At 35.8% G+C, this 17,703-nt stretch carries 17 protein-coding genes and 5 tRNA genes; all 22 read left to right on the top strand.

Going from position 1 to position 17,703, the window contains the following annotated elements:
• Window positions 1-64 precede the first annotated feature (64 nt).
• The 22 genes from IIF7_RS01850 to rpoB all read left to right on the top strand — a co-directional run bounded on the left by IIF7_RS01850 (window position 65) and on the right by rpoB (window position 17,650).
• Complete coding sequence (locus IIF7_RS01850; RefSeq protein WP_084839954.1) at window positions 65-802, top strand: SGNH/GDSL hydrolase family protein; 738 nt, start codon at window positions 65-67, stop codon at window positions 800-802.
• A gap of 64 nt (window positions 803-866) precedes the next feature.
• A complete protein-coding gene (locus IIF7_RS01855; protein ID WP_084839955.1) occupies window positions 867-2,144 on the top strand; it encodes a DUF2851 family protein in 1,278 nt (425 codons plus the stop codon).
• A gap of 13 nt (window positions 2,145-2,157) precedes the next feature.
• Window positions 2,158-2,388, top strand: coding sequence for a PspC family transcriptional regulator (locus IIF7_RS01860; RefSeq protein ID WP_084839956.1), 231 nt, complete (start codon window positions 2,158-2,160; stop codon window positions 2,386-2,388).
• Between the two features lie 156 nt (window positions 2,389-2,544).
• A complete protein-coding gene (locus IIF7_RS01865; RefSeq protein ID WP_084839957.1) occupies window positions 2,545-4,629 on the top strand; it encodes an amino acid carrier protein in 2,085 nt (694 codons plus the stop codon).
• A gap of 23 nt (window positions 4,630-4,652) precedes the next feature.
• Window positions 4,653-5,507 carry a ComEA family DNA-binding protein gene (locus IIF7_RS01870; protein WP_084839958.1) on the top strand — a complete coding sequence of 285 codons (855 nt, stop codon included), beginning with the start codon at window positions 4,653-4,655 and terminating at the stop codon, window positions 5,505-5,507.
• Between the two features lie 127 nt (window positions 5,508-5,634).
• A complete protein-coding gene (locus IIF7_RS01875) occupies window positions 5,635-6,819 on the top strand; it encodes an acyl-CoA dehydrogenase family protein (RefSeq protein WP_084839959.1) in 1,185 nt (394 codons plus the stop codon).
• A gap of 273 nt (window positions 6,820-7,092) precedes the next feature.
• The gene (rpsU, locus tag IIF7_RS01880; protein WP_013070650.1) at window positions 7,093-7,287 is read left to right on the top strand and encodes a 30S ribosomal protein S21; all 195 of its coding nucleotides are present in this window, start codon (window positions 7,093-7,095) and stop codon (window positions 7,285-7,287) included.
• A gap of 112 nt (window positions 7,288-7,399) precedes the next feature.
• Entirely contained in the window at window positions 7,400-8,293 is an 894-nt protein-coding gene (locus tag IIF7_RS01885) for a tyrosine-type recombinase/integrase (RefSeq protein ID WP_084839960.1), read from the top strand.
• Window positions 8,294-8,326: 33 nt separating this feature from the next.
• Complete coding sequence (gene hpf, locus IIF7_RS01890) at window positions 8,327-8,629, top strand: ribosome hibernation-promoting factor, HPF/YfiA family (protein ID WP_084839961.1); 303 nt, start codon at window positions 8,327-8,329, stop codon at window positions 8,627-8,629.
• 99 nt (window positions 8,630-8,728) lie between these two features.
• A tRNA-Thr gene (locus tag IIF7_RS01895) sits at window positions 8,729-8,802 on the top strand.
• Between the two features lie 194 nt (window positions 8,803-8,996).
• Window positions 8,997-9,079, top strand: a tRNA-Tyr gene (locus tag IIF7_RS01900).
• A 46-nt stretch (window positions 9,080-9,125) separates the two neighbouring features.
• Window positions 9,126-9,198, top strand: a tRNA-Gly gene (locus IIF7_RS01905).
• Window positions 9,199-9,297: 99 nt separating this feature from the next.
• A tRNA-Thr gene (locus IIF7_RS01910) sits at window positions 9,298-9,369 on the top strand.
• A 57-nt stretch (window positions 9,370-9,426) separates the two neighbouring features.
• Window positions 9,427-10,614 carry an elongation factor Tu gene (tuf, locus tag IIF7_RS01915; RefSeq protein ID WP_084839962.1) on the top strand — a complete coding sequence of 396 codons (1,188 nt, stop codon included), beginning with the start codon at window positions 9,427-9,429 and terminating at the stop codon, window positions 10,612-10,614.
• 57 nt (window positions 10,615-10,671) lie between these two features.
• Window positions 10,672-10,744, top strand: a tRNA-Trp gene (locus IIF7_RS01920).
• A gap of 14 nt (window positions 10,745-10,758) precedes the next feature.
• Window positions 10,759-10,956: a preprotein translocase subunit SecE gene (secE, locus tag IIF7_RS01925; protein WP_084839963.1), complete on the top strand. Its 198-nt coding sequence runs from the start codon at window positions 10,759-10,761 to the stop codon at window positions 10,954-10,956.
• A 7-nt stretch (window positions 10,957-10,963) separates the two neighbouring features.
• On the top strand, window positions 10,964-11,515 hold the full coding sequence (nusG, locus tag IIF7_RS01930) for a transcription termination/antitermination protein NusG (protein ID WP_013070655.1): 552 nt from the start codon (window positions 10,964-10,966) through the stop codon (window positions 11,513-11,515).
• Window positions 11,516-11,585: 70 nt separating this feature from the next.
• A complete protein-coding gene (gene rplK, locus IIF7_RS01935) occupies window positions 11,586-12,023 on the top strand; it encodes a 50S ribosomal protein L11 (protein WP_084839964.1) in 438 nt (145 codons plus the stop codon).
• Between the two features lie 19 nt (window positions 12,024-12,042).
• Entirely contained in the window at window positions 12,043-12,741 is a 699-nt protein-coding gene (gene rplA / locus IIF7_RS01940; RefSeq protein WP_084839965.1) for a 50S ribosomal protein L1, read from the top strand.
• A 9-nt stretch (window positions 12,742-12,750) separates the two neighbouring features.
• Entirely contained in the window at window positions 12,751-13,272 is a 522-nt protein-coding gene (rplJ, locus tag IIF7_RS01945; protein WP_084839966.1) for a 50S ribosomal protein L10, read from the top strand.
• Between the two features lie 57 nt (window positions 13,273-13,329).
• Window positions 13,330-13,707 (top strand): 50S ribosomal protein L7/L12, encoded by a 378-nt coding sequence (gene rplL, locus IIF7_RS01950; protein WP_084839967.1) that lies wholly within the window; start codon window positions 13,330-13,332, stop codon window positions 13,705-13,707.
• 130 nt (window positions 13,708-13,837) lie between these two features.
• Window positions 13,838-17,650: a DNA-directed RNA polymerase subunit beta gene (gene rpoB / locus IIF7_RS01955; RefSeq protein WP_084839968.1), complete on the top strand. Its 3,813-nt coding sequence runs from the start codon at window positions 13,838-13,840 to the stop codon at window positions 17,648-17,650.
• The last annotated feature ends 53 nt before the right edge of the window (window positions 17,651-17,703 follow it).

Consider the following 17,703-nt stretch of genomic DNA (forward strand, 5'->3'; position numbering starts at 1 on the left):
AAATGTTTAGAATCTTGCTTTAGGGAAGTTTGCTTATTATAGATACTTTTAAATCAAAAAATAAATGATAAAATATTTACATTATTTAGTGCTGGCTACTTTAATTTTTACCGGTTGTAGCACATCTTCTACGCTTACTGAAAATACTGCTAAAAGTCCCGAAGATGAACCTAATCAGGCTAATGGAAATGAAGCAAAATATAGTTACCTGGCACTGGGAGATTCTTATACAATTGGAGAAAGTGTAGAAGAATCGGAACGTTGGCCTGTGCAGTTAACCAAAGAATTGCGAGAGCGTGGTTATGCAATGGCAGCCCCAAAAATTATCGCTAAAACCGGTTGGACAACGGCCGATCTTATTGCGGGGATAAATCGCGAAATAGAAGTGCAGCGTGATTTTGATCTGGTTTCTATTTTAATTGGTGTGAACAACCAATATCAAAATAAGCCCATTACAGAATATGAAGAAGAACTTCGAGAAATCTTTAGAAAAGCGATAAATCATTCTAAAAAGATGGAAGCTGGTGTTTTTGCTGTTAGTATTCCAGATTATGGAGTAACACCTTTTGGAGCTGCGAATGGGGATAAAATTGGTCGGGATATCGATGCGTTTAATGAGGTTTTTAAACGAGTAGCGCAAGAATTTAATGTGAGTTTCTATAATATTACCCCAATTTCTAGAAGAGCTGCAGATAATCTAGAGCTAATTGCAGATGATGATTTGCATCCAAGCGGTGTAATGTATCGTTTGTGGGTAGAACATTTTATGCTAAATGTCGTTGAAAAATTACCTCAGGAATAACGAATTTCGGTTTTTATATTTTTGATTTTTAAATTCTTAAAAGATTCTTCCTTAACTTTAGAAGGTGCGGGAAGAATTTTTACATTATATATGGCAATTTCAGAAGTTTAATAAAACCGAGCTGAAGACAGCTGCAGGCGAAAGCTTAGAAATTTTTCATCCAGGAACGTATAATATTGATAGTGGTCCAGATTTTTTTGCTGCCAAGTTGAAAATCGGCGATCAGCTTTGGGCAGGTAATGTAGAAATTCATTTAAAATCTTCAGATTGGTACGCGCATCATCACGAAACAGATTCGGCTTACGATAATGTAATTCTTCATGTAGTTTGGGAGCACGATGTAGAGGTTTTTAGAAAGGATGAATCTGTAATTGCATCGCTAGAACTTAAAGAAAAAATTAATCCTGAAATTCAACAAAATTACCTTCAATTATTTTCGCAGTCTAAGGAATGGATTAATTGCGAAAAATTCTTCCCAAATTTTAATGATTTTGATATTGAAAGTTGGTTAACCCGTCTGTATTTTGAACGTCTTGAAGAAAAGACAAATCTCATTTTTGACTTGCTAAAACAAAGTAACAACGACTGGGAAGCAGTCTTGTTTAAATTGATGGCTAAAAATTTTGGGCTAAATAAAAATGGGGATGCTTTTTTAGAGCTGGCCAGGGCTATAGATTTTGAAATTATCCGGAAACTTTCTCAAAATCAGTTTCAATTAGAAGCGGTACTGCTGGGGCATGCTGGTTTATTAGCTGATGATTTTGAGGATACTTACTTTAAATCATTAAAATCTGAGTATCATTATCTTAAAAAGAAATTTAAATTAGGCGAGCCAATAGCGGTAAAGCCTTTATTTTTTAGGCTACGGCCAGATAATTTTCCAACAATACGATTAGCTCAGTTAGCAGCGATTTTTGCTAAATCTACTTCAGTTTTTTCAGGACTTAGTAAAGCAAAGTCAAAGAAAGAAATCTATCAGTTTTTTAATGTAGAGGTTTCAAATTACTGGCAAACACATTATAACTTCCGTAGTAAACACAATCCAAAACCAAAACGACTTTCTAAATCTTTTATCGATCTTTTAATTATTAATAGTATCGTGCCTTTGCAGTATGCTTTTGCAAAATCACAGCATAGAGAAGAAGAAACTTATCTGGATCTTATTTCTGAAGTTGGTTTAGAAAGTAATAGTATAGTTGAAAATTTCCAGAAATTAAAGCCTAAGTTGTTTACAAATGCGATGCACTCCCAATCACTTTTGCAGCTAAAATATTCATATTGTGATGTTAATCGTTGTTTAAAATGTGCTTTAGGAGCAAAGTTTATAAAAGGGAAATATTAAGTATATTTGCCGCGTGAAAAGAAACTTTTACAATTTGCGATACTATTTAGAACGTAATGGATTTTACGTGTCTTCACGTCTTGCAGATAAAATTGGGATGCGAGCAAAAAGCGTTAGGCTATTCTTTATTTATGTGACGTTTTTTACTTTTGGGATTGGCTTTGCGGTGTATTTAACCCTGGCCTTTTGGTTAAAACTTAAAGATCTTGTTTATACAAAACGAACTTCGGTATTCGATCTTTAGCGCTAATCTTTTAAAATATAGGGGGGTAATTAATAATTTTGTTAAGATTCATTAACAAAACCTTGACATTTTAACGACCAAAAATTTGAAATAGCCTATTTTTTTAGCATCTTGCTGAGCGGAAAAAACAAATCTAAATTAAACACTAATCTGTATATGAGAAAGTACTTACTTTCAATGTTATTGCTGCTTCCTGTAGCGTTACTTCAGGCACAGGATCTAGAAGTAAAAACAAAAGTCGGAAACCCCACAAATAAAATTAACGACGGATTTATAGACGTTGAAGTAACCGGAGGAACCCCACCTTACACTTATAAATGGTCTGATCAAGACACTCCACTTAGTTCTTCGAAAGCTGAAGGACTTACTGAAGGTGTACCTTATACGGTTGTGGTTCAGGATAGTGATGGAAATACGGCTACTGTTGAGGCCAGAGTGAAGGCTGAAGCAATTACTGAAAAATTTAATGGGACATTTACACCAGCTGTTGAGGGATTAACAGCTGTTCTTTTTTGGGATCCATTTGCCGCTATTGGTATTTACGATCCTATAGTTTATGCTGATGTAAAAAATGTTGAAACTCCGGGTTGGAGTGCAGATGTTCAGGATAAATTTGTATTAAAACAATGGTTAATTGAAGAAGGAGCGCATATTACAAAAGGTGATCAAATTGCTGTTGTAACTTCTAGCAATAATGGCGATGTACCTGTTTATGCACCTGCTTCTGGTACTTTAGAGTATCTTGTGAAAGAAGGAGGTAGTATCTTTGATTACCAAAAAACTGAAGATTTAATTGAAACTGGAGCTCACTTTTTAGCGAAGATCGAGTATGATGAGCCGGTAATTTTAACGCATCCTAATGGTGATCCTCAATCACATCCAATTCCGTTTATCGTAATTTGGTTGGTATTTGGAGCGGCTTTCTTTACCATTAAAATGGGCTTTATTAATATTAGAGGATTTAAACACTCTTTTGAACTTGCCAGAGGAAAATATGATGATCCTGATGCACCAGGTACAATTACACACTTTCAGGCTTTAGCTACTGCGGTTTCTGCAACTGTTGGTTTAGGTAACATTGCTGGTGTGGCCGTTGCGGTTTCACTTGGTGGTGCCGGGGCAACTTTCTGGATGATTGTTGCTGGTTTACTGGGTATGTCTTCTAAATTCGTAGAGTGTACACTTGGTGTAAAATATAGACATATTAACTCTGAAGGTCGTGTTTTTGGAGGACCAATGAACTACCTGCGTTACGGTTTAGAGAAGCGTAACATGAAAAGTTTTGGTCGTTTCCTTGCAGGTTTCTTTGCAATATTAGGTGTCGGTGCTTCTTTTGGAGGAGGTAACATGTTCCAGGCTAACCAGTCTTTCGAAATTCTGTCTGGGCAATTTCCAATGTTAGAAGGAAACGGATTTTGGTTCGGTATTATCCTGGCAGTTCTTGTAGGAGTTGTAATTATTGGAGGTATTAATAGTATTGCAAATGTTACCGGTAAAATTGTACCAATTATGGCTGCAGTTTATATTGTTGGTGCTTTTGTAGTTATTGGAATAAACATAGAAAATATTGGTCCTGCATTTACTGCAATCTGGGACGGTGCTTTTAGCCCATCTGCATTAAAAGGTGGTGTTATCGGGGTATTAATCGTAGGATTCCAAAGAGCGGCATTCTCTAACGAAGCCGGTGTAGGTTCAGCTGCGATTGCACACAGTGTTGTAAAGACAAATAACCCACCATCTGAAGGTTTTGTAGCTTTATTAGAGCCATTTATTGATACCGTTGTAGTTTGTACGCTAACTGCGTTGGTATTAATTTTTACAGGAATGCACGAGGTAGAAGGCGTTGGAGGTACGCAATTAACTTCAGATGCTTTTGCTAGTGTGATCGACTGGTTCCCTTACGTACTTTCTGTAGCAGTATTTTTATTCGCATTTTCAACTATGATCTCATGGTCTTATTATGGGATGCGTGCATGGACTTTCCTTTTTGGAAAGAGCACAAGAACTGAATTAATCTATAAGGTATTTTTCTTAGTTTTTGTTGTAATAGGAGCTTCTATTAGTTTAGGTGCGGTACTGGATTTCTCTGATATGATGATTTTATCAATGTCTTTCCCTAACATTATTGGTCTTTATATAATGAGTGGAGAAGTAAAAGACGATCTTCGAGAGTACTTTAGAAAGTTAAAAGCTGGAGAGTTATTTACCAAAGATGGTAAGCCAAAGACCACTATGCAATAAAAGCTTAGTATAAACATATAAGTATGAATTACTGGAAATCCCATTTCGTTTTCAATAAAAGTGAACGGAATGGGATTTTTATTTTATTCATTCTTATTGTAGTTCTTCAAATTATATATTTTAGTTATCCTTTTTTTATTGCTGAAGAGATTACTTCTGAAAAATTGAATCCTGAAATTCAACAATTTCAGCATAAATTAGATAGTTTAAAACAGGCGAGTACTAAAAAAGATACTATTTATCCATTTAATCCTAATTATCTTACAGATTTTAAAGCGTATAGCCTAGGAATGTCTGTAAATGAAATCGATAGATTGCTGAAATATCGATCTGACGGTAATTGGATTAATTCTACTGAAGATTTTCAAACTATAACGGGTGTTTCAGATTCGGTTTTGTATAAATTATCACCTCATTTTAAATTTCCGCAGTGGGTTGCAAAAAATAAAACCTCAAATTCTATAAAATCGCCATCTATTTTAAAACTAGATATTAATTCGGTTTCAGCAGAGCAACTTCAGCAGGTAAATGGAATAGGAGAGGTGCTTTCAAACCGAATAGTGCGTTATCGTTTAAGTATTGGAGGTTATAGAAGTCTAATTCAGCTTAAAGATATTTACGGCCTATCAGGCGAAGTAAGAAAAGAGCTTTTGAAATATTTAGATGAAATTCCCTTTAATTTTGAACGAAAAAATATAAATACAATAAGAGTTTTAGAACTTTCAGAGCTTCCATATTTCGATTATGAATTGGCAAAAGCTGTTATAGACTATAGAAACTTGCATGAAGGTATCCAGTCTATTGAAGTTTTATCAAAAATCGATGATTTTCCTACTTCTAAAATCGATAGAATTCAATTATATTTAAGTTTTAATTGATATATTGTAAAAAAATACTATATTCTTAATTTTAAGTTCATTTTATAAGGTAAATCTAAAAATGAATTTAATTTAGCGGTATTTTTTATCGAATTAGATCGACTATTTTTTACACTACTAAGATTAAATGAATTCCATGTATTTTACTGAAGAGCATGCTCTATTCAGAGAGAGTTTTAAAGAGTTTTTACAAAAGGAAGTAGTTCCGCACATTGATAAATGGGAAGAAACGGGGACTATCGACAGGTTTATTTGGGAGAAATTTGGTGAAATGGGCTATTTTGGTTTGTACCAGCCAGAAGAATATGGAGGATTAAATCTTGATATTTTTTATACCATTATTTTCCTAGAGGAATTACAAAAAATAAATTCTGGAGGTTTTGCAGCTGCAATGTGGGCACATGCATATTTGGCCATGACGCATGTTAAAATAGAAGCTAGTGATAAACTAAAAGAGAAATATCTTACTCCTAGTATTAGCGGGGAAATGATAGGTGCACTTTGCGTTTCTGAACCATTTGGAGGCTCAGACGTTGCCGGAATGAGAACAACTGCAGAGAAAAAAGGAGACACCTATATATTAAATGGCTCTAAAACTTTTATTACTAATGGAGTTTATGCAGATTATTTAGTAGTAGCGGCAAAAACGAGTCCTGAGCTTAAGAGTAAAGGTATGAGTATTTTTATTGTAGATAGAAATGCTAAAGGGGTTTCTGCTTCTAAATTGAATAAGCTGGGATGGAGAGCTTCAGATACAGGAGAGATAGCTTTTGATAATGTTGAAGTTCCGGCAGATCATTTATTAGGAGAAGAGAATAAAGGTTTCTCTTATATCATGCAGCATTTTGCTATGGAGCGATTAATTATGGGAGTAAATGCTCATGCCAGAGCCGAGTTTGCCTTAGATTACGCTATTAATTATATGAGTGAGCGAGAAGCTTTTGGGAAAAAGATTAATGAGTTTCAGGCTTTGCGACATAAGATTGCTGATATGATGAGTGAAGTAACGGTGATTAAGGAGTTTAATTACTCGACAGCTTATAAATTAGGTAATGGGGATTACCCGGTTAAAGAGGCCAGTATGTCTAAGCTTTTAAGTACTAAGATTGCAGATGAAGTGATCTACGGAAGTTTACAAATGTTAGGCGGTTATGGTTATATGGAAGATTATCCGTTAGCCAGAATGTTTAGAGATAGTCGTCTTGGCCCAATAGGTGGCGGCACCTCTGAAATTTTGCGAGAAATTATCGCCAAAATGGTGATCGATAAAAAAGAATATAAGGCACCTATAAAAGAGGTTTTTAAATCTTAGGGCATTTTGGCGAAAATAATCCTAAGATTATCGCCAAAATGGTGATCGATAAAAAAGAATACAAGGCACCTATAAAAGAGGTTTTTAAATCTTAGGGAATTTTGGCGAAAATAATCCCAAGATTATCGCCAAAATGGTGATTGATAAAAAGGAATACAAGGCACCTGTAAAAGAAGTTTTTAAAAAAGTTTAGAATAAAATAAAATATTAGTTGGCTGTAAGGAAATAAGGATTATCTTTGCAGCCTAATTTTCAAAGAAAGGAGGTGGATCTATGTTAATAATACCAGTAAAAGACGGAGAAAACATTGATAGAGCGCTAAAGCGTTTTAAGCGTAAATTCGATAAAACAGGAACAATGCGACAACTAAGAAGTCGTCAGCATTTTACAAAACCGTCTGTAGAACGTAGGGCGCAAGTGCAAAAAGCGCAGTATATTCAGCACCTTAGAGATCAGGAAGATATCTAGTATTTCCTTTCTTTTTTAAGTATGAATGTATGCAAGGAAGCCCTGCTTCTTTGGTGAAAATATAACTGTTGGTGAGTAAAGTTTTTTAACTTTGTTTATCAACAGTTTTTTTATGTCCCTAAATCAGTTTAAAGATTATCTTTATTTAGAGAAGAATTATTCACTTCATACCATTAAGGCTTATGAAGCAGATATAGTTTCTTTTCAGGAATATCTTTTATTGGAGTTTGAAGTTTCTCATCTAAAAGAAGTTAATTATTCTCAGGTACGCAATTGGATTGTTAGTCTTTCAGAAAATAATATTTCTAATAGAAGTATTAATCGTAAAATTTCTTCATTAAAATCTTATTATTATTTTTTGCAGAAAGTGGGGGAGCTTTCAATTTCACCTTTGCAGAAACATAGGCCTTTAAAAATAGCCAAAAAAGTGCAGGTACCTTTTTCTGAAAAAGAGGTTGCAAGTGTTTTGGGTGTTATCGATACTAATAATTTTGAAGGACTAAGAGATAAAGCGGTAATTGAATTGTTTTATTCAGCTGGTTTGCGGCGCATAGAATTAATAAATCTTAAATTAGAGGATCTTGATCTTGTTGGCTTAAATATTAAAGTCTTAGGGAAGAGAAATAAAGAAAGATATTTACCGTTATTAAATAGTGTAGCGAAGACGATTGAGTTGTATTTGCAAGAGCGAAGCCGTGCCACGTCTAATGTTATAGATTTTCCTTATTTATTTGTCTCTTCTAAAGGAGATAAAATGAGTGAAAGTCTTGTTTATAGAATTATAAATACTTATTTTAGTAAGGCGTCGGTTAAACTAAAGAAAAGTCCTCATATATTACGACATTCCTTCGCGACGCACTTATTGAATGAAGGAGCTAACTTAAATGCTGTAAAAGAGTTGTTAGGGCATTCTAGTCTTGCGGCAACTCAGGTTTATACGCACAATAGTATAGCAGAGCTTAAAAATATTCATAAAAATGCTCACCCTCGCAACAATAAGAACTAGCTTAACCTTTTGTTTAATTAAATTTTTGATGTTATGAAAGTAAACGTGCAATCTGTAAACTTTAACGCAGATCAGAAGCTGATTAGTTTTATTCAAAAGAAAATGGATAAACTGGAGAATTTTTACAGCAAGGTTATTTATGCGGATGTTTTTTTGAAAGTTCAAAAAACCAGTGATAAGGAAAATAAGATTACAGAAATTTTGCTAAGTATTCCTGGTGGGGATATGATGGTAAAAAAAACATGTAAAACCTTTGAAGAGTGTGTGGATGAGTGTGTTAACTCGTTGCAACGTCAATTAATTAAAAGAAAAGAGAAGTCTAAAGCTTATGCTTAGAAAAAAAATCTCAAAAATATGTTTTGAGAACTAAATAATTTATATACATTTGCAGTCCGTTAGAAATAGCGGACTTTTTTATTGTAAAAAGGAAGTGTTGCCGATGTAGCTCAGCTGGCTAGAGCAGCTGATTTGTAATCAGCAGGTCGTGGGTTCGAGTCCCTCCATCGGCTCTTGAAATTTTGAATCTGAAAGCTTTGGTTTATCTAATTCGTTAAGGATTAATGAACTAAAATTTTTTCAAAAAATTTTTGAAAAAAGCTTTGGATGGTGCTGTAAAATTACTTTAATTTGCAGCCGTTTTGATACCATCATAAAGCTGGCCTTCGGGTTGTAGTTCTATGAAATAATGGTATAGTAATTTTGAGGGGAGATACTCAAGCGGCCAACGAGGACAGACTGTAAATCTGTTGGTTTTTACCTTCGCAGGTTCGAATCCTGCTCTCCCCACTTAAAATGAAACAGCTTAATTTATTTTAAGTTTTGTTTCTTCTAGGCGGGAGTAGCTCAGTTGGTAGAGCGTCAGCCTTCCAAGCTGAATGTCGCCGGTTCGAACCCGGTCTCCCGCTCAACAAAATTATTAAATGAGATCAATAATATCCGTAAGCTATTAGTAGCTTATGGTTTTTGTTGTTTAAAACAATTTGGTAGCAAGGCTATCTTTGTTTGCCGACGTAGCTCAGGGGTAGAGCGCTTCCTTGGTAAGGAAGAGGTCACGAGTTCAATTCTCGTCGTTGGCTCTGGTTTAGTATAAAATTGAACACTAATATATAACTAAGATTAAATAAGTATTAATTATGGCAAAGGAAACTTATGATCGTTCCAAACCGCACTTAAATATCGGTACGATTGGACACGTAGATCACGGAAAAACTACTTTAACAGCAGCTATTACTAAGGTGTTAGCTGACGCTGGATATTCTGAAGCTAGAGCTTTCGATCAAATCGATAACGCTCCTGAAGAAAAAGATAGAGGTATTACTATTAACTCTTCTCACGTAGAGTACGCGACTGCAAACCGTCACTATGCTCACGTTGACTGTCCAGGTCACGCCGATTACGTAAAGAACATGGTAACTGGTGCTGCTCAGATGGACGGTGCTATCCTTGTTGTTGCTGCGACTGATGGTCCTATGCCACAAACTCGTGAGCACATCCTTCTTGGACGTCAGGTAGGTATTCCAAGAATCGTTGTGTTCTTAAATAAAGTTGACCTTGTAGATGATGAGGAGCTTCTTGAGCTAGTTGAAATGGAAGTAAGAGATTTACTTTCTTTTTACGAGTATGATGGAGATAATGGTCCTGTAATTTCTGGATCTGCTTTAGGTGCTTTAGAAGGTGACGATAAATGGACTCAGTCTGTTTTAGATCTTATGGAAGCTGTTGATAACTGGATTGAACTTCCTCAGCGTGATGTTGATAAGCCTTTCCTTTTACCAATCGAAGATGTATTCTCTATTACTGGTCGTGGTACTGTTGCAACTGGACGTATCGAAACTGGTGTTGCTAACACTGGAGATCCTGTAGAGATCATTGGTATGGGAGCTGGAAAATTAACTTCTACTATTACTGGAGTTGAGATGTTCCGTAAAATCCTTGATAGAGGTGAAGCTGGAGATAACGTTGGTATCCTATTAAGAGGTATCGAGAAAACTCAGATCTCAAGAGGTATGGTAATTACTAAGCCTGGGTCTGTTACTCCTCACGCTAAATTTAAAGCAGAGGTTTATATCCTTAAGAAAGAAGAAGGTGGACGTCACACTCCATTCCATAATAACTACCGTCCTCAGTTCTACGTACGTACGACTGACGTGACAGGAACTATTAACCTTCCTGAAGGAGTAGAGATGGTAATGCCAGGTGATAACCTTACTATTACTGTAGAATTGATTCAGCCTATTGCAATGAATGTTGGTCTACGTTTCGCTATCCGTGAAGGTGGTAGAACTGTAGGTGCTGGTCAGGTAACTGAAATTTTAGACTAATTATAGTTTGAACATATAAGGTATCCTGTGAAAAGCAGGATACCTTCTCTTTATCTTACGGGTTTAGCTCAGTTGGTAGAGCACTGGTCTCCAAAACCAGGTGTCGGGAGTTCGAGCCTCTCAACCCGTGCAAATACTTTAAGAATGGCAGGAATTGTGAATTATATATCAGAGTCTTATAACGAATTGAAAAACCATGTTACCTGGACAAGTTGGCCTGAAGCTCAAAGGCTAACAATTCTCGTAGCAGTTTTTTCTATTATTTTCTCATTAGCTATATGGGGTGTTGATACTTTATTTAACACTGTGATTGAGGGATACTTTGAATGGGTAAAATCATAATTTAGTTATGGCAGAGGTAAAGGATAAAAAATGGTATGTAGTTCGTGCCGTAAGTGGACAGGAAAATAAAGTAAAAGATTATATAGAGCGTGAAATTTCCCATATGGGTATGGAAGATTGGGTGGATCAGGTTTTAGTTCCAACCGAAAAAGTTATCCAAATTAGAAATGGGAAGAAGATTAATAAGGAGAGAGTGTATTTTCCTGGATATATTATGATTCAGGCTAATCTTGGAGGTGAAATTCCACATATTATTAAGGGAATTAATGGTGTTATTGGTTTCTTAGGTGAAACTAAGGGAGGAGATCCTGTGCCATTGAGACAGTCAGAGGTTAATCGTATGCTTGGTAAAGTAGACGAATTATCTGTTAAGACTGATAATGTGGCTATTCCGTTTACATTAGGAGAGACTATTAAAGTTATAGATGGTCCTTTTAATGGTTTTAATGGTACCGTTGAAAAGATTAATGAAGAAAAGCGTAAGCTTGAAGTTATGGTTAAGATTTTTGGTAGAAAAACACCATTAGAACTTAGCTATATGCAAGTAGAGAAAATATAATTGTTACAAATTTTTTGATAGTTTTTTATTTGCTTCCACTCTAATAAACTATCTTCTAAAAATGTAAAAAATGGCAAAAGAAGTAAGTAAAGTTGTAAAACTACAAGTTCGCGGAGGTGCTGCTAACCCTTCACCACCAGTTGGACCTGCTTTAGGTGCTGCCGGAGTTAATATCATGGAATTTTGTAAACAATTCAATGGTAGAACTCAGGATAAACAAGGTAAAGTATTACCGGTAGTAATTACTGTTTATTCTGATAAATCATTTGATTTTGTTATCAAAACTCCACCAGCAGCAGTACAGCTAATGGAAGCAGCAAAAACAAAGAAAGGTTCAGGAGAACCAAACAGAAAGAAAGTAGCAAGTGTATCTTGGGATCAGGTGAAAACTATTGCTGAAGATAAAATGCAAGATTTAAATGCATTTACAATCGAATCTGCAATGAAAATGGTCGCTGGTACAGCTCGTTCTATGGGTATAACAGTAAAGGGTGATGCACCGTTTTAATCCAAAAAGAATTTAGAAAATGGCAAAGTTGACTAAAAAACAAAAAGAAGCTCAATCTAAAATCGAAAAGGGTAAAGCCTATACGGTTGCTGAAGCTTCTGCTTTGATCAAAGAAGTTTCTAGCGAGAGCTTTGACGCTTCTGTGGATTTAGCGGTTCGTTTAAATGTAGATCCTCGTAAAGCCAATCAAATGGTAAGAGGAGTTGTAACATTACCTCATGGAACTGGTAAAGATGTGAAAGTTCTTGCTTTAGTAACTCCAGATAAAGAAGAGGAAGCTAAGAATGCAGGGGCAGATTATGTTGGTCTTGACGAATACCTAGATAAAATTAAAGGTGGTTGGACAGATGTAGATGTAATTATCACTATGCCTAGCGTAATGGGTAAATTAGGTCCTTTAGGACGTGTTTTGGGTCCAAGAGGTTTAATGCCAAACCCTAAAACTGGTACAGTTACTATGGATATCGCTAAAGCAGTATCTGATGTTAAAGCTGGTAAAATCGACTTTAAGGTTGATAAAACTGGTATCGTACATGCAGGAATTGGTAAGGTATCTTTTAACCCAGAAAAAATCGCTGGTAACGCAAGAGAATTATTAACTACGCTTGTAAAACTAAAACCTCAGGCAGCAAAGGGTGTATACATTAAAAGTATCCACATGTCCAGTACAATGGGGCCTGGTGTAGCTATTGATACAAAAAGGTTTACTGAGCAATAATTAGGTATTATGACAAGAGAAGAAAAATCAAAAGTAATAGAAGATTTAACTGCCCAGTTAGCTGATACTTCAACTATCTATATTGCAGATATCTCAGGTTTAGATGCCGGAACAACCTCTAATTTACGTAGAGCTTGTTTTAAAGCTAATGTAAAACTTGCGGTAGTTAAGAATACGTTACTTACTAAAGCAATGGAAGCTTCAGATAAAGATTTCGGAGATCTTCCTACTACTTTAAAGGGTAACACCTCGATAATGATTGCTGAAACTGGTAATGCTCCAGCTAAAGTGATCAAAGAATTCAGAAAGAAAAACGAAAAACCAATTCTTAAAGGAGCTTTTATTGATGAAGCTATTTATGTTGGAGATGAGTACTTAGAAGCTCTTTCTAATATTAAATCTAAAGAAGAGGTTATTGGGGATATTATTGGATTACTTCAATCTCCTGCTAAAAATGTTGTTTCTGCACTTAAATCTAGTGGAGGAAAAATTGCAGGAATCCTTAAGACACTTTCAGAAAAAGAGGACTAGTATAGTACGCACTTTTTAATAAATATAACTTTTACAAAAATTTTAAAACGATAGAAAATGGCAGATTTAAAAGAATTCGCAGAACAATTAGTTAACTTAACAGTTAAAGAAGTTAATGAGTTAGCTGATATATTAAAAGAAGAGTATGGTATTGAGCCTGCAGCTGCAGCTGTAGCTGTTGCTGGTGGTGCTGCTGCTGGTGGCGATGACGCTGCTGAAGAGCAAACTGAATTTGACGTAATTCTTAAAGCTCCAGGAGGATCTAAATTAGCTGTAGTTAAGTTAGTAAAAGAATTAACAGGTCTTGGACTTAAAGATGCTAAGGAATTAGTTGACGGTGCTCCAAAACCAGTTAAGGAAGGAGTTTCTAAAGATGAAGCAGAAGCTTTAAAATCTCAATTAGAAGAAGCAGGAGCTGAGGTTGAGCTTAAATAAGCTTGACGAGAGCAATATTATTTAGGTTTAGACCTCAGGATTTACTCCTGAAGGTCTAAACCCTTTTTGCGTATATAGAGCTAAGGCTTTTTCGCAACCATTTTTTATATAAATTATAATCCGTCCATTGATGTTAGCAAAGCAAACTGAAAGATTTAGTTTCTCTTCTGTAAAGAACAGACCTGATTATCCAGATTTTTTGGATATTCAGATCAAGTCTTTCCAGGATTTCTTTCAATTAGAAACAAAATCAGAAGAGCGGGGAAATGAAGGTCTTTATAATACCTTCCTTGAAAACTTCCCAATTACGGATACCCGTAACCAATTTGTATTAGAATTTTTAGATTATTTTGTAGACCCACCAAGATATTCTATTCAAGAGTGTATTGAGCGTGGTCTAACTTATAGTGTGCCTTTAAAAGCAAGGTTAAAACTATATTGTACGGATCCGGAACATGAGGATTTTGAAACCATCGTACAGGATGTTTATTTAGGAACTATTCCTTATATGACTCCTAGTGGGACTTTTTGTATTAATGGAGCAGAGCGTGTTGTAGTTTCTCAGCTTCACCGTTCTCCAGGAGTATTCTTTGGACAATCTTTCCATGCAAATGGAACAAAATTATATTCTGCCAGAGTAATTCCTTTTAAAGGATCTTGGATAGAATTTGCTACCGATATTAATAGCGTTATGTACGCTTATATCGATAGAAAGAAAAAATTACCTGTAACAACTCTTTTCCGCGCAATTGGATTTGAACGCGATAAAGATATTCTTGAAATATTTGATCTTGCAGAAGAGATTAAAGTTTCAAAAACAGGTCTTAAGAAATATTTAGGTAGAAAGTTAGCTGCTCGTGTACTTAATACATGGTACGAAGACTTCGTAGATGAGGATACAGGTGAAGTAGTGTCTATCGAGCGTAACGAGATTGTTTTAGATCGTGATACTGAATTAGATAAGGATCACATAGAAGAGATTCTAGAAACAGGTGTTAAAACAATTCTTCTTCATAAAGAAGATAATTCTACTGGTGATTATGCAATTATACATAATACACTTCAAAAGGATCCAACAAACTCAGAGAAAGAGGCAGTAGAGCATATCTACCGTCAATTACGTAACGCTGAACCGCCAGATGAAGAAACTGCTCGTGGAATAATTGATAAATTATTCTTCTCAGATCAGCGTTATAGCTTAGGAGAAGTTGGTCGTTATAGAATGAACAAAAAACTTGGTCTTGATGTAGCTATGGATAAGCAGGTGCTTACCAAAGAAGATATCATTACCATTGTAAAATATTTAATAGAGTTAATTAACTCTAAAGCTGAGATTGATGATATCGATCACTTATCAAACCGTCGTGTTAGAACTGTAGGAGAACAGTTGTCTCAGCAATTTGGTGTTGGTCTTGCGCGTATGGCTCGTACTATTCGTGAAAGAATGAATGTTAGAGATAATGAGGTATTTACACCTATCGATCTTATTAATGCAAAGACATTGTCTTCTGTAATTAATTCATTTTTTGGTACCAACCAGCTTTCTCAGTTTATGGATCAAACAAACCCATTAGCTGAGATTACGCATAAACGTCGTCTTTCAGCCTTAGGACCTGGAGGTCTTTCAAGAGAGCGTGCTGGATTCGAGGTTCGTGACGTTCACTATACTCACTACGGAAGATTATGTCCTATTGAGACTCCTGAAGGTCCAAACATTGGTCTTATTTCTTCACTTTCTGTATATGCGAAAGTAAATGGAATGGGATTCATTGAAACACCTTATAGAACTGTTGAAGATGGTAAAATCAATATCTCTGAAGAGCCTATTTATTTAAGCGCTGAAGAAGAGGAAGGAAAGAAAATTGCTCAGGCAAACATTCCTTTAGGAGAAGATGGAACTATCGATACAGATAAAGTTATTGCTCGTATGGAGGGTGACTTCCCGGTTGTAGATCCAAAAGAGGTTCATTATACCGATGTTGCACCAAACCAGATTTCATCAATTTCTGCATCATTAATTCCTTTCTTGGAGCATGATGATGCGAACCGTGCATTGATGGGATCTAACATGATGCGTCAGGCAGTTCCATTATTAAGAGCAGATTCTCCAATCGTAGGAACAGGATTGGAAAGACAGGTAGCTACAGATTCTCGTGTATTAATTAATGCCGAAGGAGAAGGAGAAGTAGAATATGTAGATGCGCAAAAGATTACAATTAAATACGATCGTACTGAAGAAGAAAGAATGGTAAGTTTCGATTCAGATTCTAAAACTTACGATCTTATTAAATTCCGTAAAACTAACCAGGGAACGTCTATCAACCTTAAGCCTATTGTAAGCGTTGGTGATAGAGTAACTAAAGGGCAGGTATTATGCCAGGGTTATGCAACTGATAAAGGTGAATTAGCGCTTGGACGTAATATGAAAGTTGCCTTTATGCCTTGGAAGGGATATAACTTTGAGGATGCGATTGTAATTTCAGAAAAAGTTGTAAGAGATGATATCTTTACTTCTATTCATATCGATGAGTATTCTTTAGAGGTTCGTGATACTAAATTAGGTAACGAAGAGCTTACTAATGATATTCCTAACGTATCTGAAGATGCTACTAAGGATCTTGATGAGCACGGTATGATTAGAGTTGGTGCTGAAGTGAAGCCTGGAGATATTCTTATTGGTAAGATCACTCCAAAAGGAGAAAGTGATCCTACACCAGAAGAAAAACTTCTTAGAGCAATCTTTGGTGATAAAGCAGGAGATGTTAAGGATGCTTCGTTAAAAGCTTCACCATCATTAAGTGGTGTGGTAATTAACAAGAAGTTATTTGCTCGTGCAATTAAAGATAAACGAAAGAGAGCACAGGATAAAGAAGATGTTGCAGTTTTAGAGAAAAAGTACGAAGCTAAATTTGCTGTACTTAAATCTCAATTAGTAGATAAATTATTTGCTATCGTTGGTGGAAAAACAGCTCAGGGTGTACAAAATGATCTAGGAGAGGAAGTATTACCAAAAGGTAAGAAGTATACATTAAAGATGTTAAATTCTGTAGATGATTATACTCACCTTACTCAGGGAATCTGGACAACAGATGATCATACTAATGCACTTGTAGCAGATCTTCTACACAATTATAAAATTAAAGAGAACGATCTTCAAGGTAACTTAAGAAGAGAGAAGTTTACAATCTCTGTAGGGGATGAGCTTCCTTCAGGTATCTTAAAACTTGCTAAAGTTTATATCGCTAAGAAACGTAAGCTTAAGGTGGGTGATAAGATGGCAGGACGTCACGGTAACAAAGGTATTGTTGCTCGTATTGTACGTCAGGAAGATATGCCATTCTTAGATGATGGAACTCCGGTTGATATTGTATTGAACCCACTTGGGGTACCTTCTCGTATGAACATTGGTCAGATTTATGAAACTGTTCTTGGATGGGCAGGTCAAAAATTAGGTAAGAAGTATGCAACACCAATTTTTGATGGTGCATCTTTAGACAAGATCAATGAATTAACAGACGAGGCAGGAATTCCACGTTTTGGTCATACTTATCTATTTGATGGTGGTACAGGTGAGCGTTTTGATCAAAGAGCTACAGTAGGTGTTATTTATATGCTGAAATTAGGTCACATGATTGATGATAAAATGCATGCTCGTTCAATTGGGCCATACTCTCTTATTACTCAGCAACCACTTGGTGGTAAAGCTCAGTTTGGAGGTCAGCGTTTTGGTGAGATGGAGGTTTGGGCTCTTGAGGCATACGGTGCTTCAAGTACCTTAAGAGAAATCTTAACCGTAAAATCTGATGACGTGATAGGAAGGGCTAAAACTTACGAAAGTATCGTTAAAGGAGAGCCTATGCCAGAACCAGGATTACCAGAATCTTTCAATGTATTGATGCATGAGTTGAAAGGTCTTGGACTGGATTTAAAATTAGAAGAATAAAACACTGCTTTTTCGGAGCGGGTCTAACCGCTCCGATTTTTCAGTATTTTCAC

Source organism: Zunongwangia atlantica 22II14-10F7 (assembly GCF_002094855.1).
GTDB classification, from domain to species: Bacteria; Bacteroidota; Bacteroidia; order Flavobacteriales; family Flavobacteriaceae; genus Zunongwangia; species Zunongwangia atlantica.